The sequence below is a fragment of the Pleomorphomonas sp. T1.2MG-36 genome, assembly GCF_950100655.1.
In the GTDB taxonomy this organism is placed as follows: domain Bacteria; phylum Pseudomonadota; class Alphaproteobacteria; order Rhizobiales; family Pleomorphomonadaceae; genus Pleomorphomonas.
Map to the genome: position 1 here is coordinate 13186 of NZ_CATNLY010000023.1, position 26528 is coordinate 39713.

Consider the following 26528-nt stretch of genomic DNA (forward strand, 5'->3'; position numbering starts at 1 on the left):
CATAACTTGGCGGCGTCGTTGATCAGAGATCGAATTCGTCGAAGCGTACCGTCCGCTCCTCGGCGATGGACCGGTAGCAGGCCTCGACGCACGCGAGCGTCCTGAGGTTGTCGCGTCCCGACAGCTCCGGTTCGGTGCCGTCCTCGATGGCGCACATCAATTGGGCCATCGGGCCGGCAAAGGCGTCCGGGAACCACACGGCATCCCAACTGGGCGAGATCCAGGCCTTGGGCGTGCGCTTGGTGGTGAAGGCGAAGGTCGAAGGCGTACGCGCCGGGTATTTGGGCCAGCCGATGCTGCCCTTCGCCAGTCCCTCGGTCCCCTCGACGCGCCAGCGGATGTAGATGTCGTCGTCGCTTTCGCCCTTGGGGCCGGTCCAGACGTCATCCAGGCTGGTCGCCATCACACCGTTCGCATACTGGAACGTGTACTGGGTGATGCCGTCGATATGATCGAACTTCGTCCTGGGATCGCGGCGGGCGAGGCAGGTGATCTTCTCCGGATCTCCGAACAGGAAGCGGAAGGCATCGATGTGGTGGATGCCCATGTTGATGAGCTCGACCCGGCGATACTTGTGCAGGAAATCCTGCCAATGGGGGATGGCTCGCATCTCGATGGTGGCCAACACGGGCTCACCGAGCCAGCCGCGATCAAGCACCGATTTCAGCGCCCGCATCGACTGGTCGTAACGCATGTTGGAGTTGACCGAGAGGGCGATGCCGGCGTCAGCAGCGATCTTCACCGCCTCGCGCGCATCGTCGAGCGACATGGCCAGCGGCTTCTGCGCCTGGATGCCCCGAATATGCGAGGCCTGCCGAGCCGCCGCGCGAATGACGTCCACCTGCAGATCCGGTGGGATGGCAATGTCGAGAATCTCGACCTGCGGGTCGGCGACAAGGTCCTGCCAGCTATCGTAGACGACGCCGATGCCATGGCGAGTGGCTGCGGCCTCGGCGTGCGCGCGATTGCGGGAGGCAATGGCGTAGGGATTGAAGCCGACCTGCCCATAAGCTTCCAGATGGCAGTCGTTCATGATGAAGCCGGAACCGATGCAGCCGATACGCATCGAACGGTCACGCGGCATCTTCGGAGTGATCCCGAAGTCGAGATCGATGTCCAAGGTCATGCAGGTCTCCTCCCTTTCAGTGTCGGAGCCGGCCTCCACCGGCTCCGCGTCTCGTTCGTGGCGCGGTTCAACCGAGAACCGGCACCTCCTTGGCGGTCATGCGGGCGCGGCGCTCGACATAGGCCGGCAGCGGCTTCACACCCGAGTTCGCGGTGAACCAGGCAAAGGGGTCGGTGCTGGCGACAAGGGCGAAGTTGGCCCAAGGCTCGAAGGAACCCGAGCGGATGACGACCTTGGCCCGATGGGCGAAATCGCCGCACAGCGTCTCGTGGGTCGTTCCCTTGAGGGCCGCGCCGGAACCGGTGAAGATCTTCTGGACATCGGCATAGAGCGAGGGGTGGCAATCGCGGACTTCGGTAGCGAAGTGGACCTCTTCGAAGAAGGCCTCGCCGACGATGACCCGCAGGATGTCGCGAACATCGGGAATTCCTTCCCAGAAGCCGAGATCGATGCGGTTGGCGTCCGGCGGAATCGGGAAGCCGGCGTCGGTGACCATCACGATGTCGGTGTGCCCGAGCGTGGCGATCGCCTCGGCCAAGGCCGGGTGGATGATGCGTCCTGGTCTCATTTGTCTTTCTCCCGACAGAGCACCTCGCGGCGCCCCGCCTCCAGTTATCGGGCACGTTCACTTAGCGGCTTCACTGGGCGGCCAGGAACGCGTCCACCTCATTGCGATTGTGATAGGAAGGAACGGTCTCCCAGCGGGTACAGCAAAGACCGGCAACGGCGTTGGCAAAGCGCGCCGCATCCGGCAGGGACTTGCCCTCCGACAGAGCCACGGCAAGGCCGGCGTTGAAGCTGTCCCCGGCGCCGTTGCTGTCGACGACGTCGACCGGACACGGGGCGATGGCGGTCGAGCCTTCACGGGTGAAGACCCGGGCGCCGGCGTCACCCAGCGTCATCACCACGGCACGGCAGCCCCGATCCAGCAGGATGGCGGCAATATCCGACAACGGCACGTCCGCCTCCGGCGGCAGGCCGGCGACGATGCGCGCTTCGGTCTCGTTCGGCGTGACGATGTCGACGGCCGAAAGATCGGCGTTGCGCAAGTCGCGGGCCGGTGCCGGGTTGAGGATGGTGACCGCCCCCGTCGCCTTTGCCTTGGCGAGGCCATAGAGAGCCGTTTCCAAGGGAATTTCGAGCTGCGCCAGCGCCACTTTGGCGCCCTTGAGGATCGGCTCCGACGCATCGACGTCCGCCTTTCCGAACAAGCCGTTGGCGCCCATGTCGACAACGATGGCGTTGTGGCCGCGCGTGTCCTTGATGATGATGCCGACGCCGGTCGGCTTGCCGGGGTCGACCCGCAGACCGGTGACGTCGATCTTCTCGGACCGCATCAGCTCGGTGAACTCGCGGCCATGGGTGTCGTCGCCGACGACACCCACATACGCGACGGAAGCACCGAGACGGGCAGCCTGGACAGCCATGTCCGACCCCTTGCCGCCATAGGTTTCACGATAGTCACTGCCGAGAAGCGTCTCGCCCTCTCCGGGGATACGATCGGCGGTGATGACCAGCGCCTTGGCATAACTGCCGATGACGACAACAGACATGGCTGTCCTCCCTTGCCTCTTATGCCAACTCAGTAGTTCGCCAGGTCGCCGACGCGGCTCTCGACGATTTCCGGACCGGAGCTGGTGCCGACCAGTTCGGCGCCGGCTTCGAACATCGCCTTCATCTTCTCGATGGTGTTGACCTTGCCGGACACCTTGACGCGGCACGGCGCCTTGATGTTGGCCTTGAGGATGCGCACGTCCTCTTCCGTGGCGGCACAGCCGCCCTTGCCCCAGCCGCTCGACTGCTTCACCCAGTCGATCCCGGCCTCGCAGGCGTAGCGGGTCGCCTTGATCTTCAGCTCTTCGGTGGTGATGTAGCCGAACTCAAGCATGGCCTTGACCTTCATGCCGCCCTCATGGGCAGCCTCGGTGACGGCCTTCAGTTCCTCGAAATACTCCTTCTCCATTCCGCCGAGCAGGAAGCCGGGGTTGGGCGGGAAGTCGAATTCGTCGGCACCTTCCTTGGCCAGCTCACGAACGACGGCGACCTTCATGGCAGTGGTGTCGTTGGCGATCGGGAAGTTGCAGGTGGTGGCAACGCGCACGCCGGTGCCCTTCAGCACGTCCTTGGCAAGCTTCACCCAGCAGGGGCCGATCATCGCGGCGTCAAAACCATACTTCTGGCAGATCTCCAGATGCTTCAGCAGGCCTTCGCGGGTGAGGTCGGGGTTGACGTTGGTGAACTGAATTGCCTTCGCGACCTGCTTGGGATCGTTGAAGTCGATCATCTGGCTCTCCTTGCGCAGCCCTCAATGAGGAGCGCCAAGCGCAACCCCTGGACTGAATGATGCGTTTTGAAACTCAAATTCCAGAAAGGACCAAAATCCTTCCGGAAAAGACGTCTATATTCGACGTTAAATGGTGTCAATTATGGAATCATGGGTGTTGCAAAATGGTGCTTTTTGATGCTATGTCACGATCCGTCGGCTTGAGCGGCAACGCGTTGTCAAAGCTGCCGAATTGGAAAATGCCGGTGAAAGCCACTAAGCCTAAAGGCTGAGGCAACCACCGCCGTTGCTCGCCGCCCACAGGCAAAGCGCAGGCTTCGGACATCATTCAGGTTCGCCCGGGGCATGCCTTGCGCGGAACCTTCGGGGGTGGAATTGGACAACAGACGAGCCACGCTGACCGACATCGCCGCCAAGGCCAAGGTCTCCAAGACGACGGTCGACCGCGTGCTGAACGGCCGGGACGGGGTCAAGGAGCGGACGCGAACGCAGGTTCTGTCAACCGCCGTCGCCCTTGGCTACCTCACGGAAGAGGAAGCCGGCCTGCAGAAGCCGGCCATCGCGATCGAAGCCAATGCCGATACGCCGCCCGCGATATCGGCCCGCCCGGCGGTACTCGACTTCGTGCTGCCCGGGGGCGCCAACACCTTCATGACCATGCTGGCGACCGGCATCGTCCGCGCCGCGCAGAAGGAGGGCGTCGAGGCCCGCGTACGCTCCATCAAGGGATTCGACTCCGAGGCGCTGGCCCAAGTCCTTTCCGGGCTGGTAGGCAAATCGGAAGGCATCGGGGTCATCGGCATTGACCACCCAACGGTACGGGAGGCCATTCGCAGCGTGGTGCGCTCGGGCGTTCCGGTCCTCACGCTCGTCTCCGACATCTCCAACGTGGCGACGGCCGGCTATGTGGGAATCGACAATCGCACCGCGGGGCGGCTCGCCGGGCATCTGCTCGGCCGTTTCGTCGGCAAGCGGTCGGGATCGGTGGCGCTGTTCGCCGGCGCATTGGCCTACAGGGGACATGAAGAGCGCGAGATGGGGTTCCGCCATATCCTGCAGGAGCGCTTTCCCAATCTCGCCATCGCCGTGCACCGCGAGATTCAGGACGACCCAACCCGCGCCTATGCCGAGGCCAAGGCGGTGCTGGCGGATCTGCCCGACCTCGTGGGGCTCTACAACATCGGCGCCGGCAATCGCGGCATCGGACAGGCGCTCAGCGAGTCGGGCCGAGCCGGCGAGATCGTCTTCGTCGGGCACGATCTGTCCGAGCACACGCGGCGTCTTCTGCTCTCTGGGGTGATGGACGTGGCGATCGATCAGAATCCGGACTCTCTGGCCCGACTGTCGGTTCAGCGCCTGATCGCCGCCGTGCGCGGGGACGTGCTGCCGCCCTTGTCGCCGCTGCCGGTCCTGCCGGTGTTCAGCGAGAACATTCCCGCCGACTTCGAGGACCTCTAGAATAAAAAACGGACGGCGACGCCGAGCGACCAGCCGGCATCGCCGTCCGTTCATGCTCTCAGAGAAGACCTGCTCTCCGAAGCGCAGCTTCGACCACCGGCTTGTTCGCCGGGTCGATGGGGGCCGCCGGCGGCAGAACCGCGCCGGAAATATCCTGGCCGGTGAGACGCATGGCCTCCTTCACCACCGCGTAGAACGGATTCTCGATGGCGTAGAGGTTGGGGATGTGCACGAGCCGCTGCTGCAGCGCCACCGCCGTGGCATGGTCGCCCTTCCGATAGGCCTCGTAGATGCCCACCGTCAGCTCCGGCGCGAAGTTGGCCGAAGCCGGAACGACGCCGTCACCGCCCATGATCATCGTTCCGTAGAGGTATTCGTCATAACCGGCGAACACCAGGAAGTCCGGACGGGCATCCTTGATGACATGGATCGACCGGCGGATATGGCTCAGGGTGTCGACCGTGTCCTTGAGGCCGGCGATGACCGGACAATCGACCGCCAGGCGCTTCAGGAGATCGGGCGACAGATCCTGCTTGGTGACGCCGGGGAAGTTGTAGATCATCAGCGGCAGTTCGACCGCCTCCGCCGTATCGCGGAAATAGCGGTAGATGTTCGCCTCGGACAAGGCCGCGTAATAGGGATTGATCGCCACCACGCCATCGGCGCCATGGGCCTTGGCATGGAGGCCGAACCGGATGGTCTCCCTGGTGCTGGGCCACGAGATACCGATCAGGGTCGGCAGGCGGCCGGCGACCTTGTCGAGACAGAACTCGGCGATCTCCAGGCGCATTTCGGCCGACATGTGGGCCGTTTCACCGGCACTGCCGAGAAAGAACAGGCCATGCACGCCGCTGTCGACGAGGCGATCGATCAGGCGGCCCTGACCTTGGCGATCGAACTTGCCGTCATCGGTAAACAGGGTGACGACCGGGGGAATTACGCCGTGAAAGAGTGACAACAGACCATCTCCTCTCTGGTTCATGGTCAAGGGCGCGGCCAGTCGGCGACCGCGCCCTTCGGGAAAAGCAGGGGACTCAGCTCGTCTCAGAGGATCGACCTGTAGAGTGCCTCGATTTCCGCCACGTTGGTATCGCGCGGATTGCCGCCGGTGCAGACGTCGGCGAAGGCCGCCTCTGCGAGCGCAGGAATGTCCTCGGCCTTGACGCCGACGTCCGAGAGCTTGGCCGGAATGCCGACGTCCTTCGAAAGCGTCTCCACCGCTGCCACCGCCGCCTTGCGCGCCTCGGTGATCGGCATGGCCTCGGTGCCCTTGACGCCGAGGGCGGCGGCGATCGCCCGGTACTTCTCGCCCGTGTAGTCGGCGTTGTAGGCCATCAGCGTCGGCAAGAGCACCGCGTTGGCGACGCCGTGCGGCGTGTTGTAGAAGGCCCCGAGCGGGTGGGCCATGCCGTGAACCAGGCCGAGACCGACGTTGGAGAAGCCCATGCCGGCCACATACTGGCCGAGCGCCATATCCTCGACGCCCTTGGCATCGCCCGCGCAGGAGGCGCGCAGCGACCGGCCGATGATCTCGATCGCCTTGATGTGCAGCGCGTCGGACAGCTCCCAGGCGCCCTTGGTGATGTAGCCTTCGATGGCGTGCGTCAGCGCGTCCATGCCGGTGGCGGCCTTGAGCGGCGTCGGCATGGAGGCCATCAGCTCGCTGTCGATGATGGCGACCACAGGAATGTCATGCGGGTCGACGCAGACGAACTTGCGGCGCTTCTCCTCGTCGGTGATGACGTAGTTGATGGTCACCTCGGCGGCGGTACCGGCGGTGGTGGCCAGCGCGATGATCGGCACCGACGGCTTTTTGGTGGGGGCGACGCCTTCGAGGCTGCGCACGTCGGAGAATTCGGGGTTGTTGGTGATGATGCCGATCGCCTTGGCGGTATCCTGCGGCGAGCCGCCGCCGATGGCGACGAGATAGTCGGCCTTGGCCTTGGCGAAGGCGGCGACGCCTTCCTTGACGACGCCGATGGTCGGGTTGGGCATCACCTTGTCGAACAGCTCGTAGGCGAGGCCGGCCGCGTCCATCAGGTTGGTCACCTTGGCCACCGTGCCGGCCTTCACCAGCACCGCGTCGGTGACCACCAACGCCTTCTTGTAGCCACGGCGCTTCACCTCGCCCACCAGCTCGGCGCGAGCGCCGGCGCCGAAATAGGACGTCTCGTTGAGAATCATGCGATGGGACATTGGATTTCTCCTTGTTGCGGGCGGATCAGCCGGCGATCCGGTAAACGCGAGCCGCGTTGAGCGCGAAAACCTTCATGAGGGCAGCTTCTCCGCGCGGAGCGACGGCATCATGGACGGCGTCGAGCCACGGCCGTAGAGGCGTGCCGAGTTCGCAAACGGGGTAGTTCGACGCCCAAATCAGCCGATCTTCGCCAAAGACGTCGAACAGGAAGTCCACGCCGCGCCGGACCGTCTCCCTGTTCGGGCCGAGGTCCAGGCCCGAGAGTTTGCACACCACGTTGGGGCAGTCGCCCAATCGGGAAAGGCCGGCACACCAGACCGCCAGCCTGGAGCTCTCCGGCCCTTCGCCAAGAAAGGCGGAACCGGGATTGCCGCAGTGGTCGAGTATGATCCGCGTCTCTGGGGCGGCCTCGGCCAAGGCCGCGAGATCGCCGAGCTCGCCTGGGCGCATGCAGGCGTCGAACGCGAGGTCCAACTCTCCGAGACGCTTGATATTGGCTATGAGGTCCGGCTTGAGGCAGGTTCCCGCCGGGCTGGCTGGCGTGTGGAGCACGTGCCGGATGCCCTTGAGGCCCGGATCGCCGAGCCAGGGCGCCAGTTCACCGCGCACATCCCGAGCGAGGAGATCGGCCGCAATGACCGCGCCGGCCAATGGGCCGTCGCCTTTTCTGATGCGTTCGAGGATCTGGCGGTTCTCGCGCGGCTTGTCTTCCGGCGCCGCGTCGATCTCCACGTAAATGGCGCGTGCAAGCTGCCATCCGCCGTCGGAGGAACCAGCCGAAGCCAACCAGTCATCCAGAGTGAAGGTCCGCAGAAGCGAAGGAGCTTCGGGAAGCCAGGGCGGCACGATGTCAGCCGTATCCCAGAGGTGCAGATGGGCATCGATGATAGGAAGCATGGAAGTCCCTCCGGGACGATCTCGGCCGGAGGCGTGCTGTCCTGACCGATGGCAGGACATCGCTTCGGGCATTTGGGCGGGCAGCCGCCAATCGCCGACCGGATGGGCGGCGAGGCGGATGCTTCATAGCGGTCAGCCGCCGGCCTTGCCGCCGTTGCCGGGCAAAACGTCCCAACCAGCGTCCATCACGGGAACCAGGATCGCCTCCACCTGCCTGAGCAGGTCGGCATCGGGTGCGCTATCGGCCCAGCGGGCGTTTTCCCTGACATTGCGGGCGTTTGCCGTGCCGACCACGGTGGTGGCGATCCCGTGCCTTTCACCCGTCGTCAGCGCGAAGCGCATCGCCAGCTCGGAGATGTCGGTGCCCGCGAGCGTACAAAGGCGCGCCGCCGCCGCCACCAGTTCGAAAACGCGCTCGTTGCCAGGATGCCAAGACGGTGCACCGCGCGTGGTCAGCAGCCCCATTCCGAGCGGGCTGGCATTGAGCACGCCGATTCCCGCGGCGGCGAGGCGCTCGGCCACCGGCGCCAGACGGCGATCCTGCAAGGTGTAGGTGCAGTAGGCCATCACCGTATCGATCTTCTCTTCGAGAGCGACTTTCTCGATGATATCGAGGCGATAGCCCGTTATGCCGACGAAGCGGACAACGCCCTCTTCCTTGAGCTTGCGCAGCGTCGGAAGGGCCTCGTTCCTGAGCTGATCCATGTTGCCATATTCGATGTCGTGACACTGGATGACGTCGATATGATCGGTGCCCAGGCGCCCGAGGCTGGCCTCGATGGAGCGCTTGGTCGCGTCGGCGGAGAAATCCCAATCCTGATCGCCGTAGCGGCCGATCTTGGTGGCGAGCGTGTAGCTCTTGCGATCGAAGCCTTTCAGCGCCTTGCCGAGGGCCGTCTCGGCCGTCGTCAGGCCATAGTAGGGAGCGACGTCGAAATAGTTGAGCTCGCATTCCAGAGCCGCCGCCACCGTGGCGTCCGCCTCGTCCTGCGATACCGGATGATAGATGCTGCCGAGCGACGCGGCTCCCATCGCCAAGGCCGGAACGCGAATTCCGGTTCTCCCCAGATCATGGCGCTTCATTGTCTTCTCTCTCCTCGATGTGATTTCGTTTTGGACCTATTCCTCGCCGTCGGGAACGAGCCGCAGCCCGGCTCGCTCCGGCCTGACGTGCGGCCCCTGCGGGACCGTCCAGGCTCCGCTGCACTGGCGAGCCCCGATGGCTGCTTCGTCGACGCGGATGCCCAGCCCCGGATCGTCGCCGAGCCGAATGCCGCCGCTCTCGATCTCCTGGTCGAGCGCGATGCCGAAGGGCGCCTCAAGGTTCTGGATTTCGTGAGCGATGTGGTTGGAGACCGAGGCGGCGGCGTGCGACACGGGATTGCCGTTGTAGCCGACCGGACTGATCGGCAGGTCGAAGGCGCGCGCAAGATTGGCGACGCGCAGAAAATGGGTGATGCCCCAGCAACTGCCGGTCTGGAGAATGTCGATGGCCGCCGCCGCGACGAAAGGCCGGAACTGCTCCAGACCCGTCAAATTCTCGCCGGAGGCGACGGAGGCGCGAACGCCTTCGGTCACCGCGCGATGACCATCCACGTCCCACCGGCGGACGGGCTCCTCGATCCAGGTGAGATCGATGCGCTCTTCGATGGCCGAGACATGGCGAACGGCCTGCTTGCGGGACCAGGCTTCGTTGGCGTCGAACATCAGGGCAGGCTTGCGGCTGTTGACCGACAGCACGTCCCGGATGGCGAGCAGGCGGCGGATGTCGGCATCGACGTCGCGCCCACCCTTCAGCTTGGCGGCCGAGAATCCCCGTTCCGCCCAGCTCTTGTAGAGCGCCAGGAGAGCATCGTCGTCGAGACCGCCGTCGAGAGCCGAGGCATAGCCCGGAACGAAACGGTCGGAGGCACCGAGCAGACGCCACACCGGTTCGCCGGCAAGCTTGCCCTTGATGTCCCACAGCGCCATGTCGGCGACGCCGATGGCCCCGAAGACACTGCCGCAATGGCCGCTTTTGAAGACGTGCGCCTGCATGCTGTCGTAAAGGGAGGTTACGGCACGGGGATCATTGCCCTCCAACGCCGGAAAGATGCGATCGATATCCGCATGACCGCCGAGGCCGACACCCTCAACACCGACATCCGTCTCCAGTATGAGAACGGGCACCTCGGTGACACCCGATGCGATCACCCCGTTGACGTCGCCAATCGGGCGGTTCCATTCGCAAACGGTCGTAAGGCTGCGGTAGCCGGTGATCTTCATGACTTTTCCTTTCGCGTGCAGCGACAAGATGGTAGGAGAGTCTCGCCCGCAGCAATCATGATACATCATATGTATGATGACTCAGAGAGGCAACCCTTGCGGGGTACGTCGGACCGCGTAGATGAAGCCGTCGTCGCTTCTCGCCGACGATCGGCTCGTAAGGATCGTCCTGTTGTTGTTGACGATTCAAGTGACGTGATATGAGTGTGGTCACGATGGCTGACGGTGGACGAGGGGCAGAGGTGACTGACAGGCAGGAGATGACGGCCGATCCGGCCGCACCCGATCAGGCCGCGTTTGCGCGACGGCCGCGCTTGGCCAACGCAGTCGTCGACCACCTGACGCATGCGATTGTCACCGAACTCTACCCGGCGGGCACACCGCTGCCGACGGAAAGCGCCCTCTGCGATATCTACAAGGTCAGCCGGACAGTCATTCGGGAAGTATCGACGACGCTTGCCGAGAAGGGGCTCGTCAACAGCCAGCAGGGCCGCGGCACCATCGTCCTCGATCAGTTTCACTGGAACATGCTGGATCCGACAGTGCTTTCGGCATTGTTCCAGCGGCGCGACGGCGTGGAGTTCCTCGACAACATGATCGAGATTCGCACGTTGCTCGAGTGCTCGATGGCAGCCAAGGCGGCCAATAAGATCAACGATGTCGAGATCAGCGAGCTCGGACGACTTTTGGGGCGACTTGAGGGGATGATGGATGATCCGGTGGCCTATGCCGCTGGCGACATCGAGTTCCACAACTTCATCATGTCCGTGTCGGGCGACCGACTTGGCAGAGCCATCGTCACCGGGCTTCAAGGGCAGGCGCTGGCGAACCGGGGCTACAGCGGCCACCCGACGATTACCGACATTGCCGAAACCCATCGGGCCCACGCCGCCATCGTCTCTGCCATAGCTCGGCACGATGCGGCCGCCGCATCTGTCGAAATGGGCGCCCATATCGCAAGCGCCTGGAAACACCGTCGCCAGGCGCCCTGAACCGTTGCGGGGCAGCCAGAAGCCCCGCCATAGGGTCATGGTTGTTCGGTCAGCGAGTAGATGCGCTCCATTTCGAGCCAGGTCGAACCTTCCGGCCCGAAGGGCAAGGTCTTCTGGAACGTGCGCATCAGCGCATCCCATGCCGTGACGTCCTCATTCGCCGCGTCTCTCTGCGCCTTGGCCAAGGGATCGAAGTCGTCGCCCTGCTCCATGATCATGAACATGCGGTTGCCGATCAGGTAGATCTCCAACTCGCGAATGTCATCGGCGCGGATCGCCGCCGTGACGGCAGCCGGCGGCCCGCCGGCCCGGTGCCAATGGCGATAACGGGCGATGAGTTCGGGATCGTCGTGCAAGTCGACGGCGAAACACTTGCGCGTGGTGGTCATGATTTCCTCCGCAAGACAGCAGACGCCCGCCCCGGCGGACTCGACGGGGCGGGCGGATTATCCATTATTCACATAAGCTTACTTCACCGACCGGATCGGCAGGACGAAGAAGGAGCCGAGGCCGACGAAGATGACGGCAGCAATGAACAGCACCTTGTAGTCATGGCCGAACATGCCGAGCAGCACGGCAGCCATCGGCGGGCTGATGATCTGCGGGATGTTGATGGCGGTCGTCAGCACGCCGAGATCCTTGCCGGCCTCGCCCTGCGCTGTCTTGGGCAGAACCTGCGTCATCAGGGCCAGGTCGATGGACATGAAGGCGCCGTAACCGATGCCGATCAGCGCGGCATAGACATACATGCCGTTCATGTTCGGCATCCACAGCGGCATCAGCATGGCGAGCGCCATGATCAGGCTGGCGAAGAAGACGAACGGCTTGCGGCGATTGCACTTGTCGGAGAGATAGCCACCCAGCAGCGAGGAGATGACCACGAAGACGAAAGTGACTGACGACAGGTTGCCGATGCTGATGTTGGCTTCCTCGTTGGACAGCTTGATGTAGTCCTGAAGGATGTACAGCAGATAGGTGGCGATGGCCTGATAGCCCATGTAGATCGCGAAGCGACCCGCAAAGGCCCACGCGAAGTCATGCGACTTGAGCGGCCGCCAGAAGCCGTTGAGGAAAGAGACGAAATCGAACTTCTCCGACTTCATCTCAACCGACGGCGCTTCCCGGTTGATCAGCACGAATGCGAGACAGGTCACGGCGATGGCAATGGAGAAAAGGCCATAGGCGGCGACGATATCCCCGGCCATGCGCCCGGCGACCACCGCGCCGGCCGCCACACCGGCCGTCATGCCGGCCCCGACGAAGCCGCCGGCGAGACCGCGATTGCTTTCCGAGAATCGGTCGGCCACCACCGTCGTCAGTGCGGGCTGCATGGAGTTGAGAGCGACGGCCGCCATCACCCAGATGACCGTGATCGACACCAGACTGGTCATCAGGGAGACACCGAACAGCGCCGCCGCGCCGACGAGAGCACCGATGGCGATCCACGGCGAGCGGCGCCCCCAGCGGCTGCGCGTCCGGTCCGATAGCGCACCGGCGATCGGCGTCGTCAGCGTCGAGAAAACCGAGGTGATGGCGAAGACGATCGCCAGGTTGTTCGCCTTGTTTTCCGGGTCGAGCGCGGCGATCTGGTTCGGAAGCAGCACGCCGAGAACGCCAACGTAAAGCCCCAGCAGGACGAAATTGTTGATCAGAAGCGAGATCAAAAGGGTCCATTTCTGGGATCCCGCCACGTAGGGCGTACCACTGGCCGGGTCGTAGTTCGCCTCGACCAGCCGGCTGACTGGGCTGATGTCCGACATAAAGGTATCCTCCACTTTGTAATATATAATATGTATTACAAGTATGGCGAAGAGGCGCAAGAGCCTTTCAATGCGACCAAATACGTAGCGGCGTGGAGAGCCGCCGTCTCTCCAGCCTCCCCCTTCAAGATCACGATTCGACAGCGCCAGACCTGGCAAACGCCCCTTCCCCCGGTCGGCCACAGCGCGTTACCCAGGCGAGACGTCGCAGTCCCGGCGATGCCGGACCCACCGCCTGCCCTCCTCTCTCCATTAGCATTTTGGCTAATGCCCACGTCAAAGGCGGCCGGAATGCCGACCCGGCCGAACAGGGGCCGCTCCGCCTCGCTCCGTTCGGAATTCGCCAAGGCTTTCCGGAGATTGTCGCATCCGCCCTTTCCGGAAGCCGCGGCAGGCTCCGCCGGTTTCGGCACGCGAGCAGCCCCCAGGAAACGGCCAATGAAACTTCTTCAGGTCAGTCAAGAATTTATAAGTTCTTGACGACCGAAAGTATTGATGCCAACATTCGGATCAAGAGAGAGTAAACGTTTACGTTGACCCCGCCGGGAAGGAAATGAAGCGGAAGATCAACGGAGACGCGTCGTGCCAGACGGAGGAACACAGCTTAGGCGCGACACTCAGCGAGCTAGAAACTGCGGAACGACAAGGCACCGCTTTGTCGAAGGGTTTGGTTTTGCCTTGAACAAATGAGCGCGCTGGAGCGACGCGCATTTGCTGACTGCCATTGCGCCCCATCGAAACAGGGCATTGCGTTGGGCCGATCCGCCGCGCCGAACGGCACGGTGGCGGGGCCGAAGGGGCCTGCCCCATAACGAAGACCGCCTGGACGTTTGGAGAGTCCCCACCACCCCCGAGAGGGAGGGAAAACCGGACAATCCCAAGAGAGAAAACGTTTACTCGACCATTATGAAAGGGGGAGATGACATGGCCGAACCGATCACGATCAAAGACATCGCCAACATGTGCGGCGTCTCGATCGCAACGGTTTCCCGCGTGGTCAACAACAGCCCCAAGGGCGTGGGCGAGAAAACCTTTGAACGCATTCGCAAGGTGATCGAAGAGGTCGGCTATCGTCCGAACCGCCTTGCCCAGAGCATGATCACCAAGGTCACCCATACGATCGGCCTAGTCATTCCGGATGTCCGCAACCCCTTCTTCTCCGAGCTGGTGCGCGGTGTCGAGGACGTCTGCAACGAGAATGGGTACAGCTGTTTTCTTTGCAACACCGACGGAAAGCTCGACAAGGAAAACGAGTATATCGACATCCTGCGCGACCGGGTCGTCGACGGTTTGCTGTTCACGACGCAGAACGACAAGGAATTCAACCCGGCTTTCCTTGACTTCCATAAGAACAAGACCCCCCTTTGCTTCATCGAGCGTTACGTCGACGAGCTTCCAGAAACGCCCGGCGTCTTCTTCGACAACGAGGGCGGCGCGGCCCTGCTGACCCAGTTCGTTCTGGACAAGGGGCATCGGCACATCGCCTTCGTTTCCGGACCGCTCAGCACCATGAACGCGCGGATGCGCAAGTCCGGCTTCATGTCGACGATGCAGAGCAACGGCGTCGAGGTCGACACGAGCCTCGTCGTCGAGGGCAACTACCGGCTGGACAGCGGTTATGCGGCGGTAGACCAGCTTCTGGCCCCCGGCAAGCCGAAGTTCACCGCCCTCATCGCCGGCAACGACCTGATGGCGCTCGGCGCCTATCAGGCCCTTGTCGAGCGCGGCTACGAGGTGCCGAACGACATCTCCATCGCCGGGTTCGACAACATCACCTATCCGGCGGTTTTCCGCCCCCTGATCACCACCATCGAGATCCCCGGCTACAAGCTCGGGTCTTGCGGAACACAGATGCTGATCGCCCAGATGAAGGGACAGCCTCTCGCAGTCACGCGGCAGGTTTTTGCCGCTGCCCTGCGAGATAAGGGAAGCATCATCCAAATATAATACTCTACTGGGAGGTCACACCGTGAGTGTCGAAGCCGAAGTCCACGTCTCTCGCCTGAAAGGCGCGTTCACCTCCAAGAAGGAAGTGGGCATATTTATCGCCTTTGTCGCGATATTCTTGTTCTTCTCCGTGATGTCGCCGTATTTTTTTAATCTTGAAAACCTGATCAACATTTTGCGGCAGATTTCCCTTCTTGGCATCATAGCCATGGGAATGTGCCTCGTGATCGTCTGCGGCGAGATCGACCTGTCCGTCGGCTCCATCTACGGCGCCTCGGCCATCCTGACCGCCGTCATGATGATGAACGGCTTTCCCATCTGGCTCGCGTTCGTATTGGGCATCGCGGCCGGTACGCTGTTCGGCCTGATCAACGGCATCCTGATCACCTACACCAAGATTCCCGCCCTGATCGTCACGCTTGGCATGATGAACGTCGTGCGCGGCATTTCGCTGATCATCAGCAGCGGCCGCGTCGTCAACATCTCGCCGCGGACGGTCGATGATCCGACGCTGCCCATGTTCCTGTTCCTCGGCCAGGGCAAGATCGCCGGCATCCCGGTGATGTGTCTGTTCTTCATCGCCACGGCGATCGGCGCCTATTTCCTCTACAGCAAAACCCTGCTCGGCTTCCGCATGAAGGCGGTTGGCGGCAGCGCCAAGGCGGCCCGCGCCAGCGGCATCAACTCCAACGTCGTCAAGACGGCAGCCTTTGCCATCGTCGGCTTCCTGTCAGCACTGGCCGGTCTGCTCAACATCGCCTTCCTGGGCAGCGTTCAGGGCACCACCGGACAAGGCATGGAGCTCAACGCCATCGCCGCCGTGATCATCGGAGGAACCTCACTGGCCGGCGGTCAGGGAACGATCATCGGCACGGTCATCGGCGTCCTGATCATGGGCGTGCTCAACAACGGCATCATCCTGCTCGGCATTTCCCCCTTCTGGCAAATGACCATCGTCGGCGCCGTGATCATCCTTGCCGTGGCCATGGACATCTGGACACGAAAGAGCGGCCGGTCATGAGCAACATCATCGACTTCCGCAACATCACCAAGATTTTCGGCGCAGTCACCGCTCTCGACAATGTCAGCTTCTCCATTGAGGAGGGCTCGATCCACGCCATCGTGGGCGAAAACGGCGCCGGCAAATCGACGCTGATGCACATTCTCGGTGGCGAATACACGCCCGACGGCGGCGAAGTCGTCTATCGCGGCCAGCCGGTGCGGCTCGACAGCCCGCATGCCGCTCATGAACTCGGCGTAGCCGTCGTCTACCAGGAGTTCCGCCTCTGCCCCAATCTCACCGTGACCGAGAACCTCTTCCTCGGCCGGGAGAAGGAACTCGGCAACGGCAAGGTCGACTGGTCGAAGATGCAGACGCGAACCGCCGAGATCCTCGTCGGCCTTGGCAGCTCGATCTCGCCGACGGCCCTGGTGGACGATCTCAGCATCGCCGACCAGCAGATCGTCGAGATCGCCCGGGCGCTCGCTCTCGACGCCGAGGTGATCATCATGGACGAGCCGACCTCGGCGCTGACCCTCAAGGAGGCCGAGGAGCTGTTCGTCAACCTGAAGGCGCTTCGCGCTCGTGGGGTGACCATCCTCTACATCTCGCATCGGCTCGAGGAAATCTTCCCGCTTTGCGACCGCATCTCGGTGCTGCGCGACGGCAAGTTCGTCGGCGGGTTCGAGATCGCCGACATCGATCAGGCCGGCGTTGTCCGCCTGATCGCCGGCGGCGACCTCGCCGACCTCCATGCCTCCGAGGTCCGCGACCACACCAGTCGCCAGAGGGTGCTGGAGGTCAATGGACTCAGCCGGCCCGGATGCTTCTCGGACGTTTCCTTCTCGGTGCATGAAGGCGAGATCGTCGGCATCTACGGTCTGCAGGGATCGGGACGAACCGAGGTGCTCGAAACCATCTTCGGGCTGGCGCCCGAGTGGACGGGATCGATTTCCGCCTTCGGCAAGCCGATGCACAACCGCAGCCCGAGCGACGCCATCCGCAACGGCATCGCCATGATCCCGGAGAACCGCCGCGACGCCGGCATTTTCCCCGACATGAGCATCATGGACAACGTCAACACCGCCAATGCGGACGACATGAGCGGCTTTGCCGGCGTTCTCCGGCACCACTTCATGGCGGACACCACGGAAGACTTCATTCGGAAGCTGAAGATCAAGACCAGCTCTCGTTTCAAGAAGATCAGCCAGCTGTCCGGCGGCAACCAGCAGAAGGTCATCATCGCACGCTGGCTCGCGTCTCATCCGCGGATCGTCCTCGTCGACGAACTCACTCGCGGCATCGACGTCAGCGCCAAGTTCGAAATTTACAAGATTCTGAAATCTCTGCGCGAATCCGGCCTTTCCATCCTGATGGTCTCGTCGGAACTCGCCGAGATCCTCGCCGAAAGCGACCGCATCCTGGTGATGAAGAACGGTGCCATGGTCGCCGACCTTCGCGGCGAGCAGAGAACCAAGGAACAAGTCATCCGCTACGCCCTGTCGGGCCAGTAAACGTAAGGAGACAGTCCAGACAAAGACACGATCTCAACTGGTGCACAAAATACGTTCTGATTTCTTATGGGAGGTTACACGAATGAGGAGTAAGTCTTTCCGCGTCGGCATTGGCTCGGTGCTTTTTGCCGCTGCCATGGGTTCCGCCGCTTTCGCCGGCCCGGACCCCAAGGACATCGACATTACCGTTGTCTATCATGACACCGGTATCGAGTTCGCCCAGGTCATCAAGGCAGGCGCCCTCGCCGCCGGCAAGGAACTCGGCATCAACGTCGAGTTCGTCGGCCCGATCGGCATCAAGGTCGATGAGGAAGTGGCCTTCATCGAGAATGCCATCACCAAGAAGGTCGAAGGCCTGGCGATTTCCAACGTCAACGGCGAAGCCCTGAACCCGGTGATCGACAAGGCCATGGCCGCCAACATCCCGGTCGTGACCTTCAACAGCGAGGCACCCGGCTCGAAGCGCCTCGCCTTCTTCGGTCAGGACCTGGTTTCCTCGGGCAAGGCTGCCGCCGAGTCCCTGGTCAAGACCATGGGAACCGATGGGTCGGTGCTGATCATCACCGGCGAGGCTGCCGCCTCCTGGTCGCAGGACCGTGAGAACGGCGCTCGCACCGAGCTCGCCAAGTATCCTGGCATCAGCGTCGTCAACACGATCAGCACGGGCTGGGAAGAACAGGCCCAGTACGCCGCCATCGAGAATGCCATCCGGGCCAATCCCGACCTCAAGGGCATCATCTCGCTCGATGCCGCCACGACCCCGGCCACCGGCCGCGCGCTACAGCGTGTCGAGCGCGCCACCAAGATCCACCACGTCGGCTTCGACCTCATTCCCGAGACGCTCGACAACGTCAAGGCGGGCGTGACCGACGCGGCCCTCAGCCAGAACCCCTACATGCAGGGCTACCTGCCGGTGAAGGCTCTGTTCGACCTCATCACGACCGGTAAGGCGATCGAGAGCGTCGATACCGGCATCCTGCAGGTCGACCAGTCCAACATCGACGAATATCTCGAGAAACTGAAGAAGGGCGAACCGATCGGCTGATCGAAATCGCCTCGGAGCCGTCCGTCAAGCCAGAGCCGGACGGCTCCCCCTTCCTCAACGAAGACATCCCTTTCTCAGGTCCCATTTGCCCCCAAGTCCGGGCTATCCGCTCCGGGGGAACGACCATCCATTTTTCAGGATCAAGGACATGGACGGCGGAAAAGCTCGTATTACCGTCATCGGCAGCTACGCGGTCGGCATGACGATCTCGTGTGCCCGCTTCCCCACCGAAGGCGAAACGGTGCCGGGCAGAAACTTCAACATGCTGCACGGCGGCAAAGGATCGAACCAGGCCATCGCCGTTGCGCGCCTCGGGGGCGCGGCTGTCTTCGGCACGGCCGTCGGCACCGACACCTTCGGCGATCAGGCCATCGCCATGCTCAAGGACGAGGGCATCGGCATCGACTTCGTGACCCGCAAGCCCGGTCACTCGACCGGTGTCGGCCTCGTCATGGTGTCCGACAAGGGCAGCAACGAGATCGTCATCGACCTCGGGGCCAACGATGCCCTGTCGGTGACCGATATCGACGCCATGAAGGACACCATCGCCGCGAGCGATCTCCTTCTGGTGCAGCTCGAGTGTAATCTGGACGCCGTGATCCGCGCGGTCGATCTCGCCGCGCAAAGCAACGTGCCGGTCATTCTGAACCCGGCGCCGTTCCGCAAGCTTCCGGACGCCACCCTTTCCAAGGCCACCTACCTCACGCCCAACGAGACCGAGGCCGCCGCGCTGCTGGACCTGCCGCAGGACAGCGTGGTCGAGGGTTCCGTTCTGGCCACGCGCCTGTTCGAGCGCTTCGGCACGACCGTCGTCGTCACTCTCGGTGAGAAGGGCGCTCACGTCCGCTCGGCCGACCTCGACCGCGCCGTCTCGACCTATCCGGCCAAGTGCATCGACTCCACCGGCTCGGGCGACACCTTCAGCGGCGCCCTCGCCGTGGCGCTCGGCGAAGGCAAGGACCTCATCGCCGCCGTTTCCTTCGCCAACATGGCCGCCAGCATGTCCGTCGAGGTCGAAGGCGTTGTCGAAGGCATCCCACATCGCGCCGACGTCGACGCCCGGCTCGCGAAGGCTTCCAGGAGCAGCAAATGAAGAAGAGCAGAATCCTCAACAGCTATCTGAATGCGGCGATCGCCGACCTTGGGCACGGCGACCTGATCGTCATCTCCGATGCCGGATTTCCCATCGGCGACAATGCAAAGCGCGTCGATCTGGCGCTTGAGCAGGACGTGCCGGGCATCGTCGACATCCTCGACCTCATCATGAGCGACTTCATCTATGAAGCCTGCTACGTCGCCGAGGAGCAGAAGACCTTCAACCCGCAGCTTTTCGCCAAGGTCAGCGCCCTGTCGACCCGTTGCCCGGTGACCACCGTTCCCCACGAGAAGCTGATCGGGGAGATGCGCAGCAAGCTGAAGTACGTGATCCGCACCGGCGCGTTCGAGCCGTGGGGCAACGTCATCCTTCAGTCGGGCATCGACGCTCCCGTCTGGTTCGAGAAGCCCGGCGCGATCGCACCCAGCTACTACGAAGACCGCGTGAACTACAGGGAAGAAAAATAATGTCTTCGAGACAGCGCGTTGAAACCGCCCTCGCCCACCGTCAGCCGGATCGCACACCCGTCGACTTCCTGGCCGTGCCGGAAATCTGGCACCAGTTGGTCGCTCATTTCGGCATCGAGCCGGCCAAGCCCGGCGACGATCAGTTCTTCGACCCGGTCTGGGAAGCGGTGCTCGACAAGCTCGACGTCGATTGCCGAGTCATCTCCTTCGATCAGTTCTGCGCACCGCCGGCCAGCGCGTTCGCCCCAAAGGGGCGGCCCGAGGTCTGGAATGTCCAGAGCCGGTCGACGCCGGCCCGCATGTGGCGCTGGAAGACCGACGGCTTTGCCACCGACGTCTTCGGGCGAGGGTTCCGCGAAGTCGCCAATGCATCCGGCGTCTATGAGGAGAACATCGCCACGCTCGCCGGGGCCAGCACGCTCGCCGAGGTTCAGGCCCACACGTGGCCCGACCCCGACTGGTGGGACTTCAGCTCGGCCAAGTCGGTCGTCGAGGCGCTGAATCGCAACGGCGCCAAGCACATCCGCTTCCGCATGGGCACGGTCTTCGAACTGGCCTGGCAGATGCGGGGCATGGAGAAGTTCCTGATGGAACTCGCCGGCGAGCCGGAGATCCCCGTCTACATGATGGAGCGCATCACCGACATCACCATCGAGGTCACGAAGCGGGCTCTCGACGCCGTCGGCGACGCCGTCGACATGGTCTACTTCTACGACGACCTCGCGGCCAACGTCAGCTTGCTGATGTCGAAGAAGATGTGGCGCACCCATATCCGGCCGTTACATGCCAGGCTGGCCGAAGTGGCCAAGAGCTACGGCAAGAAGGTGATGTACCACACCGATGGCGCCGTCAGGCCGCTGATCCCCGACCTGATCGAAATGGGTGTCGACGTGCTCAATCCGATCCAGCCGGGTGTCACCGGCATGGAACCGGATGGCCTGAAGCGAGACTTCGGCGACCGGCTGGCCTTCCATGGCGGCGTCGACATCGTCGGTCTCCTGCCCAAGGGAAGCCCCGACGACATCCGCACCGCCGTCAAGAACCTCACCCGCGTGCTGGGAACCGACGGTGGTTACGTGTTGGCAAGCTCGCATCACATCCAGTCCGACACCCCGCTCGCCAACGTTCTGGCGCTCTACGAGATCGCCCTGCGTTGAGCCGCGGTCGGTCCGGGGGACGGGCCCGGACCAGCCGCCGCTACGGAAAGACCGCCATTATGAATCGCAGCTTCTACATAGACTTGGCAAACCGCGGCCTGAAAATGCCGATGGGAACCGATATCGTCCTCAACGAGCATCCCGATCCCGAAGCCATCCGCGTCGATGGCCAAAAGCTCGGCGAGGTGATGATCGAAGCGGCCAGGCGCTATCGCACGCCGCTAGCCTTGCCGCAGATGAATCTCACCCTCGAGAAGGAAGCCCTGCTTGCCCTGATGGGCCTCGACGGCGGCACGGGCGAGTTCCACTTCTCGGCCCCCCCGTCCGCCGAAGTGCTTGCCCGCTTCGAGGCAGGCCTGAAAGGACGGCTCACGCCGGGCTGCGAAGCCAACATCGAGGCAATCGCCCACGTCGCCCGCTCGTCCGACCTCGTGCCGCTCGGAATGTGCATCGGCCCGTTCTCGCTGATGACCAAGCTCCTGGCCGACCCGATCATGCCGGTCACGCTGGCCGGCATGGGCAACAGCGCCGCCGACAACGAGGAAGTCGCCTTGATGGAGGCGGCGCTCGACGTGTCGACCCGCCTCGTTCTCGAAATCATCGAGCGCCAGATCAAGGCGGGCGCCAAGATGATCGTCATCGCCGAGCCGGCGGCTAACAAGGTGTTCTTCTCGCCCAAGCTGATCCGGCGCGGTTCGGACATCTTCGAGCGCTTCGCGCTGGCCCCCAATCGCAAGATCGCCCAGCTGCTGAAGGACAACGGCGTCGAGCTGTTCTTCCACTGCTGTGGCGAGTTGATCGACGAAATGGTGACGGCGTTCGCCTCGCTCGATCCGGCGATCCTGAGCCTCGGCAGCTCGCGCGTCCTGTGGCAGGACGCCGCCCTGGTGCCCAAGACCACCATTCTCTACGGCAACCTTCCCAGCAAGAAGTTCTACTCGCCGACGCTGTTCACACGCAGCCAGGTCTCCGACAGCTCGCGCGAACTGATCGCCCGCATGCGTGAGATCGGCCACCCGTTCATCCTGGGTACCGAGTGCGATGTGCTTCACGTGCCGGGTTGCGAGTGCACCATCAAGGGCAAGCTCGACGCCATCATGGAGGCGGTCGCCGTTTAGCGCGCCCCCGATCCCGAAGAAAGAGAACTGTCCATGCAAGATTGGTCCAAACTCTACGATGCCATCGTCGATGGAGACGACAAGACCTCCGCCAAGCTGACCAAGGAAGCGATCGAAGCCGGCGAAGACCCGTCGGCCCTGATCTCCGAAACCATGGTGCCTGCCATGGCCGAGGTGGGCCGGCTGTTCGAGATCGAGGAGTACTTCGTCCCCGAACTCCTGCTGGCCGGGCGCGCGATGAAGGCCGGACTCGAGCTATTGCGGCCGATCCTCGCCGCCTCGGGCGTCGAGCCGACAGGCCGGATCGTCATCGGCACCGTCAAGGGAGACCTCCACGACATCGGCAAGAATCTCGTGGTGTCGATGATGGAAGGTGCGGGCTTCGAGGTCATCGACCTCGGCATCGACGTGCCGCCGGAGACCTTCATCGCGGCGGTCCGCGACAAGAAGCCGCAGATCGTCGGCATGTCGGCCTTGCTCACCGTCACCATGCCGGCCATCAAGACCACCATCGAGGCGATGGTTGCCGCCGGCGTGCGCGATGGCGTCAAGATCATGATTGGCGGCGCCCCCGTGACGGAGGAGTATGCCCGAGAGGTCGGCGCGGATGCCTTTGGCGAGAACGCATCCGTGGCGGCAACCATAGCCAAGCGTCTTTGCGCCGAGGCCAAGGCGGCCTGACGTGCGCAGCCGGAGGCGCGCGTCCCCCCCAGCGCGCCTCCGGCCAGTTTCGCCGCAGTGAGGAGAATGGATGAGCAACAACGCGCCCCCGACCGATGGCAGCCCCTCCTCGCGGCCCATGCGCGTTTTCGAGTCGCACTATAGCGGCCTCGACACCTGGTCGAGCCCCTTCAACTATCGCCTGCTCCGGGCGGGCCACATCGCCGCGAGCGCCGACTATCGCATCGAGCGCGAACGGGCGCCCGGCCACGAGTTCATCTTCTGCCTGGATGGCGTCGGCCATGTCCGGGTTGGCGGTTCTGTCCACCGTGTCGAACCGGGCCAGCTCGCCTGGATCCCCGTTCAACGGCCGCACGCCCATTTTGCCGATCCGGTCACGCCCTGGGAAATCCTGTGGCTGCGCATGGACGGCGCCAACCTCAACCGCCTCGAGACGGCGCTCGCGGTCGAAGCCGATCCGATATTCGCCTTCACCGACGCCGCCCCCATCCAGGAGCTGATGCAGGACGCCCTGCGCCAGATCAGCACGCACTCGATGCAGGCGGCGGCGGCCACCGAACGGATCGCCGCCACTATGGTCGAAAAGCTGACCGAGAGCCGGAGATCCCATCTGCTCGACCCTGTCGAGGCAAGCCACCGGGGCCTCGCTCGCCTCGTGCGCGAAGTGCGCACGCACTATACGGAAACCTGGACGGTCGATCGCTTCGCCGAGACGTGCCGGGTCAGCAAGTCCCATCTGTTCCGCCTGTTCAAGTATGGCTTCGGCCAGACGCCGCACAACTGGTTGCGCGGCTACCGCCTCTCCCAGGCCAAGCGGCTTCTGGTCGAGACCGACGAGACCGTCGCCGCGGTCGCCCTTGCCGTCGGCTACGACGATCCCCTGCATTTTTCTCGCGACTTCCGAAAGAATGTCGGCGTTTCTCCCCGCCAGTTTCGCACCCTGGAGCGCTGATCCATGGCCGGAACGGACGGCCAAAACGAATGAGAATCCTATCCATGTTTTTGAGAGAGCCCACCATCCACCGCCGCCGGAAACACCGCTAAGTTCCTAGGCGAAGGACAAAACAGGAGGTTCATTCCATGATCGATTTCACCGACAAGAAGGCCGTTGCCAAGGCGATCCAGTACACGAACGTCAGCTCGGAGCTGACGCGCGATGGCATGGCCGCCCATCTCAAGACTTGCGTCGCCTACGGCTTCCAGGCCGCCATGATCGCGCCGTGCTTCGTATCGTTTGCCAAGACCGTGCTGGCCGGCACCGGCATCAAGATCGCCTCGACGGTCAACTTCCCGACCGCCAACGACACTCTCGAGATGAAGATCGCGGTGCTGCGTCTCCTCGCCAAGGAAGGCGCCGACGAGCTCGACTTCCCGCCCAACCCCGGCCTGCTGCTCGGCGGTCAGGAGAAGGAATATTTCGAAGAGCTGCGCCAGATGGCCCATGTCGCCCACGAGGAAGGCATGGTCATCAAGTCGATGCTGGAGTTCGGCTACATCACCACCCCCGAGCTGCAGGCCAAGGCCGGCCGCTACTCGAGCGAGGCCGGTATCGACTGGGTTAAGCAGTCGAGCGGCTGGGGCAAGGGCGGCTGCGAGGCCATTGTCGAGCACGTCAAGATCCTCAAGGCCAACGTCGAGCTGCCGTGCCGCGTGAAGGTGTCGGGCAAGGTCAACACCCGCGAGAAGATGCAGGCGCTGTTCGAGGCGGGCGCCGAGCTTGTTGGTACCAGCTCCGGACCGGCCATCGTCGACGGCGTGGTCGGCAACCCCAACGCCTACTGATCCAGACCTTCGGATATCCCGGGCGATGCGCCTCGTCTCGCATTGCCCGGGAAGCCCGATGGCCAGCGCGGCCGAAGCGGGCGCCGCTTAAACATCGACGAGATCATGTCCCAGTTGCATGCGATTACCTTCCAACCCTCGGGTCTTACCGCGACCAGTGATGGCAATCAGTCGATACTGACCGTTGCCCGCCATGTGGGGTTGGCCCTCGAGTCGGCATGCGGTGGGCATGGAACCTGTCGCTCCTGCGCCGTTCGCATTGAGGGGCAGGATCTGTACGCTTCGTCTTCGCAGGAGCATGGGTTTACCGACGAAGAGATCGCCGCCGGCTGGCGGCGAGCCTGCAAGACCTTTCCGGCCGGCGACTGTACGGTTCACGTTCCCGAGCGGAGCAGCGTCCGGTCTGTCTCGGCCGGCAAGCACGCGACCCTCGACCAAGTCCCCATAGAGCAGCCTCTTCTGGTGCCGACCACGGGCCGATGCTGGCGGCGCGGTGCAGCGCTCGTCGGACCCGTGACAGGACCGTCGCCTCTCGGGCTCGCCGTTGACCTCGGAACCACCAACCTCGCGGCAGCCGTCGTGGACATGACGTCCGGGCAGGTGTTGCGAAGCGGTTCGCGGCCCAACCCGCAGACCGTCTTCGGAGGCGACATCATCGGCCGGCTCACCCATGCCCTGGCCGGAGACGAGCAGCGCCGGCAACTGCAGGCCTCCGCTGTGAGCGGCATTGCCGCGCTTGCCGACGAGCTCACCGATGGCGAAACGACGCGCATCGGTGAAGTCGCCGTCGTGGGCAACACCGTCATGCAGCACCTGCTTCTGAGGCTCGCCGTCGACGGTCTCGCCAAAGTGCCGTTCACGCCGACGACCAAGGCTATGGTCGAGCGACCGGCGGCCGATTTCGGCCTCGCCGTCGCGCCGGGCGCGCAGCTCTATTGCGCCCCGAGCATCGCCGGCTTCATCGGCGGTGACCACATCGCCGCCCTGATGGCGGTTCTAGCCCAGCCGCCGTCCGGAACTTGGGCGCTGCTCGACATCGGTACCAACACGGAAATATCGCTCCATGCCAATGGCAGGCTGACCAGCGTGTCCTGCGCTTCCGGTCCGGCCTTCGAGGGGGCGGGCCTTTCCTGCGGAATGCGCGCAGCTCCGGGGGCCATCGACTCCGCCCGTATCGACGACGACCTCCATCTGTCGACCATCGGCGGGCAACCGCCGATCGGCGTCTGCGGCTCCGGTGCGTTGTCGCTGGTCGCCGCCCTTCGACGCTCGGGGATCGTCAATGCGCGCGGGCGCCTCGACAAGGATCGGTTGCGTGTCCGCGAGCAGAGCGGAAAGCGTGAGTTCGTTCTGACGGACGAGTTCGCCGATACCCCCCTCGTCTTCACGCAGACCGACATCCGCTCAATCCAGCTTGCCAAGGGGGCCATCCGCACCGGCCTCGATCTCCTGCTGAGGGATGCCGGGCTGTCCAGCCGGAATCTCGACCACATTCTTGTCGCCGGCGCCTTCGGAAACTTCATCGACATCGACGACGCGATCACCGTCGGCCTTCTGCCCGACGTGCCGCGCAAATCCGTCGAACAAATCGGCAATGTCGCCAGCACCGGGGCCTGCCGGCTCGTCGCTTGCGGCGGCGCACGAAGCCAGGCGGTTCGGCTTGCGGCGGAGGTCCGCTACCTCGAACTCGCCGCGCAACCTGATTTCGACACCGTCTTCGCCTCGAACTGCCTCATGTGACG

The 26528-nt window shown here is 63.5% G+C and carries 26 protein-coding genes; 14 read left to right on the forward strand and 12 right to left on the reverse strand.

The window, feature by feature from the left end; genetic code table 11:
• Positions 1 to 22 precede the first annotated feature (22 nt).
• From QQZ18_RS11515 to QQZ18_RS11535, 5 genes are all read right to left on the reverse strand, one after another.
• The gene (locus QQZ18_RS11515) at positions 23 to 1126 is read right to left on the reverse strand and encodes a Gfo/Idh/MocA family protein (RefSeq protein ID WP_284541060.1); all 1104 of its coding nucleotides are present in this window, start codon (positions 1124 to 1126) and stop codon (positions 23 to 25) included.
• A gap of 67 nt (positions 1127 to 1193) precedes the next feature.
• The gene (gene rbsD, locus QQZ18_RS11520) at positions 1194 to 1694 is read right to left on the reverse strand and encodes a D-ribose pyranase (RefSeq protein WP_284541061.1); all 501 of its coding nucleotides are present in this window, start codon (positions 1692 to 1694) and stop codon (positions 1194 to 1196) included.
• A 70-nt stretch (positions 1695 to 1764) separates the two neighbouring features.
• Complete coding sequence (locus QQZ18_RS11525) at positions 1765 to 2679, reverse strand: ribokinase (protein ID WP_284541062.1); 915 nt, start codon at positions 2677 to 2679, stop codon at positions 1765 to 1767.
• Positions 2680 to 2708: 29 nt separating this feature from the next.
• Positions 2709 to 3410, reverse strand: coding sequence for a deoxyribose-phosphate aldolase (gene deoC, locus QQZ18_RS11530; RefSeq protein WP_284541064.1), 702 nt, complete (start codon positions 3408 to 3410; stop codon positions 2709 to 2711).
• Between the two features lie 148 nt (positions 3411 to 3558).
• Positions 3559 to 3738: a hypothetical protein gene (locus tag QQZ18_RS11535; protein ID WP_284541065.1), complete on the reverse strand. Its 180-nt coding sequence runs from the start codon at positions 3736 to 3738 to the stop codon at positions 3559 to 3561.
• Between the two features lie 47 nt (positions 3739 to 3785).
• Here QQZ18_RS11535 and QQZ18_RS11540 point away from each other — a divergent pair, with 47 nt between their 5' ends.
• Positions 3786 to 4868 carry a LacI family DNA-binding transcriptional regulator gene (locus QQZ18_RS11540; RefSeq protein ID WP_284541066.1) on the forward strand — a complete coding sequence of 361 codons (1083 nt, stop codon included), beginning with the start codon at positions 3786 to 3788 and terminating at the stop codon, positions 4866 to 4868.
• A 58-nt stretch (positions 4869 to 4926) separates the two neighbouring features.
• Here QQZ18_RS11540 and QQZ18_RS11545 read toward each other — a convergent pair whose 3' ends face one another.
• The 5 genes from QQZ18_RS11545 to QQZ18_RS11565 form a co-directional block, all read right to left on the reverse strand.
• Positions 4927 to 5826, reverse strand: a complete 900-nt coding sequence (locus tag QQZ18_RS11545) for a dihydrodipicolinate synthase family protein (RefSeq protein WP_284541067.1) — start codon at positions 5824 to 5826, stop codon at positions 4927 to 4929.
• Between the two features lie 86 nt (positions 5827 to 5912).
• On the reverse strand, positions 5913 to 7064 hold the full coding sequence (gene fucO, locus QQZ18_RS11550) for a lactaldehyde reductase (RefSeq protein ID WP_284541068.1): 1152 nt from the start codon (positions 7062 to 7064) through the stop codon (positions 5913 to 5915).
• A 25-nt stretch (positions 7065 to 7089) separates the two neighbouring features.
• Entirely contained in the window at positions 7090 to 7962 is an 873-nt protein-coding gene (locus QQZ18_RS11555; protein WP_284541069.1) for an amidohydrolase family protein, read from the reverse strand.
• A 132-nt stretch (positions 7963 to 8094) separates the two neighbouring features.
• A complete protein-coding gene (locus tag QQZ18_RS11560) occupies positions 8095 to 9045 on the reverse strand; it encodes an aldo/keto reductase (protein ID WP_284541070.1) in 951 nt (316 codons plus the stop codon).
• 36 nt (positions 9046 to 9081) lie between these two features.
• Positions 9082 to 10227, reverse strand: a complete 1146-nt coding sequence (locus QQZ18_RS11565; RefSeq protein ID WP_284541071.1) for a mandelate racemase/muconate lactonizing enzyme family protein — start codon at positions 10225 to 10227, stop codon at positions 9082 to 9084.
• Between the two features lie 260 nt (positions 10228 to 10487).
• Here QQZ18_RS11565 and QQZ18_RS11570 point away from each other — a divergent pair, with 260 nt between their 5' ends.
• Entirely contained in the window at positions 10488 to 11219 is a 732-nt protein-coding gene (locus QQZ18_RS11570; protein WP_284541072.1) for a FadR/GntR family transcriptional regulator, read from the forward strand.
• A 35-nt stretch (positions 11220 to 11254) separates the two neighbouring features.
• Here the strand turns inward: QQZ18_RS11570 and QQZ18_RS11575 are convergent, their stop codons facing one another.
• Both QQZ18_RS11575 and QQZ18_RS11580 read right to left on the reverse strand, forming a co-directional pair.
• Positions 11255 to 11608: an L-rhamnose mutarotase gene (locus tag QQZ18_RS11575; protein WP_284541073.1), complete on the reverse strand. Its 354-nt coding sequence runs from the start codon at positions 11606 to 11608 to the stop codon at positions 11255 to 11257.
• 78 nt (positions 11609 to 11686) lie between these two features.
• Positions 11687 to 12979 (reverse strand): MFS transporter, encoded by a 1293-nt coding sequence (locus QQZ18_RS11580; RefSeq protein WP_284541074.1) that lies wholly within the window; start codon positions 12977 to 12979, stop codon positions 11687 to 11689.
• Positions 12980 to 13903: 924 nt separating this feature from the next.
• On the opposite strand from QQZ18_RS11580, the gene QQZ18_RS11585 reads away from it, so the two are divergent.
• From QQZ18_RS11585 to QQZ18_RS11640, 12 genes are all read left to right on the forward strand, one after another.
• Positions 13904 to 14926: a LacI family DNA-binding transcriptional regulator gene (locus QQZ18_RS11585; protein ID WP_284541075.1), complete on the forward strand. Its 1023-nt coding sequence runs from the start codon at positions 13904 to 13906 to the stop codon at positions 14924 to 14926.
• Positions 14927 to 14948: 22 nt separating this feature from the next.
• Positions 14949 to 15947: an ABC transporter permease gene (locus QQZ18_RS11590; RefSeq protein WP_284541076.1), complete on the forward strand. Its 999-nt coding sequence runs from the start codon at positions 14949 to 14951 to the stop codon at positions 15945 to 15947.
• Positions 15944 to 17440, forward strand: a complete 1497-nt coding sequence (locus QQZ18_RS11595; RefSeq protein ID WP_284541078.1) for a sugar ABC transporter ATP-binding protein — start codon at positions 15944 to 15946, stop codon at positions 17438 to 17440. The genes QQZ18_RS11590 and QQZ18_RS11595 overlap by 4 nt, the downstream gene beginning before the upstream one ends.
• 82 nt (positions 17441 to 17522) lie before the next feature.
• On the forward strand, positions 17523 to 18485 hold the full coding sequence (locus QQZ18_RS11600) for a sugar ABC transporter substrate-binding protein (protein ID WP_284541080.1): 963 nt from the start codon (positions 17523 to 17525) through the stop codon (positions 18483 to 18485).
• Between the two features lie 148 nt (positions 18486 to 18633).
• Entirely contained in the window at positions 18634 to 19578 is a 945-nt protein-coding gene (locus QQZ18_RS11605; RefSeq protein WP_284541081.1) for a ribokinase, read from the forward strand.
• Positions 19575 to 20048, forward strand: a complete 474-nt coding sequence (gene rbsD / locus QQZ18_RS11610; RefSeq protein ID WP_284541082.1) for a D-ribose pyranase — start codon at positions 19575 to 19577, stop codon at positions 20046 to 20048. Before QQZ18_RS11605 ends, rbsD (QQZ18_RS11610) begins: the two co-directional genes overlap by 4 nt.
• A complete protein-coding gene (locus QQZ18_RS11615) occupies positions 20048 to 21205 on the forward strand; it encodes a uroporphyrinogen decarboxylase family protein (protein ID WP_284541083.1) in 1158 nt (385 codons plus the stop codon). The genes rbsD (QQZ18_RS11610) and QQZ18_RS11615 overlap by 1 nt, the downstream gene beginning before the upstream one ends.
• A gap of 110 nt (positions 21206 to 21315) precedes the next feature.
• The gene (locus QQZ18_RS11620) at positions 21316 to 22323 is read left to right on the forward strand and encodes a uroporphyrinogen decarboxylase family protein (protein WP_284541084.1); all 1008 of its coding nucleotides are present in this window, start codon (positions 21316 to 21318) and stop codon (positions 22321 to 22323) included.
• 33 nt (positions 22324 to 22356) lie between these two features.
• Positions 22357 to 23004: a corrinoid protein gene (locus QQZ18_RS11625; RefSeq protein ID WP_284541085.1), complete on the forward strand. Its 648-nt coding sequence runs from the start codon at positions 22357 to 22359 to the stop codon at positions 23002 to 23004.
• Between the two features lie 70 nt (positions 23005 to 23074).
• On the forward strand, positions 23075 to 23956 hold the full coding sequence (locus QQZ18_RS11630) for a helix-turn-helix transcriptional regulator (RefSeq protein ID WP_284541086.1): 882 nt from the start codon (positions 23075 to 23077) through the stop codon (positions 23954 to 23956).
• Between the two features lie 128 nt (positions 23957 to 24084).
• The gene (gene deoC, locus QQZ18_RS11635) at positions 24085 to 24786 is read left to right on the forward strand and encodes a deoxyribose-phosphate aldolase (protein ID WP_284541087.1); all 702 of its coding nucleotides are present in this window, start codon (positions 24085 to 24087) and stop codon (positions 24784 to 24786) included.
• A 105-nt stretch (positions 24787 to 24891) separates the two neighbouring features.
• Entirely contained in the window at positions 24892 to 26526 is a 1635-nt protein-coding gene (locus QQZ18_RS11640; RefSeq protein ID WP_284541088.1) for an ASKHA domain-containing protein, read from the forward strand.
• The last annotated feature ends 2 nt before the right edge of the window (positions 26527 to 26528 follow it).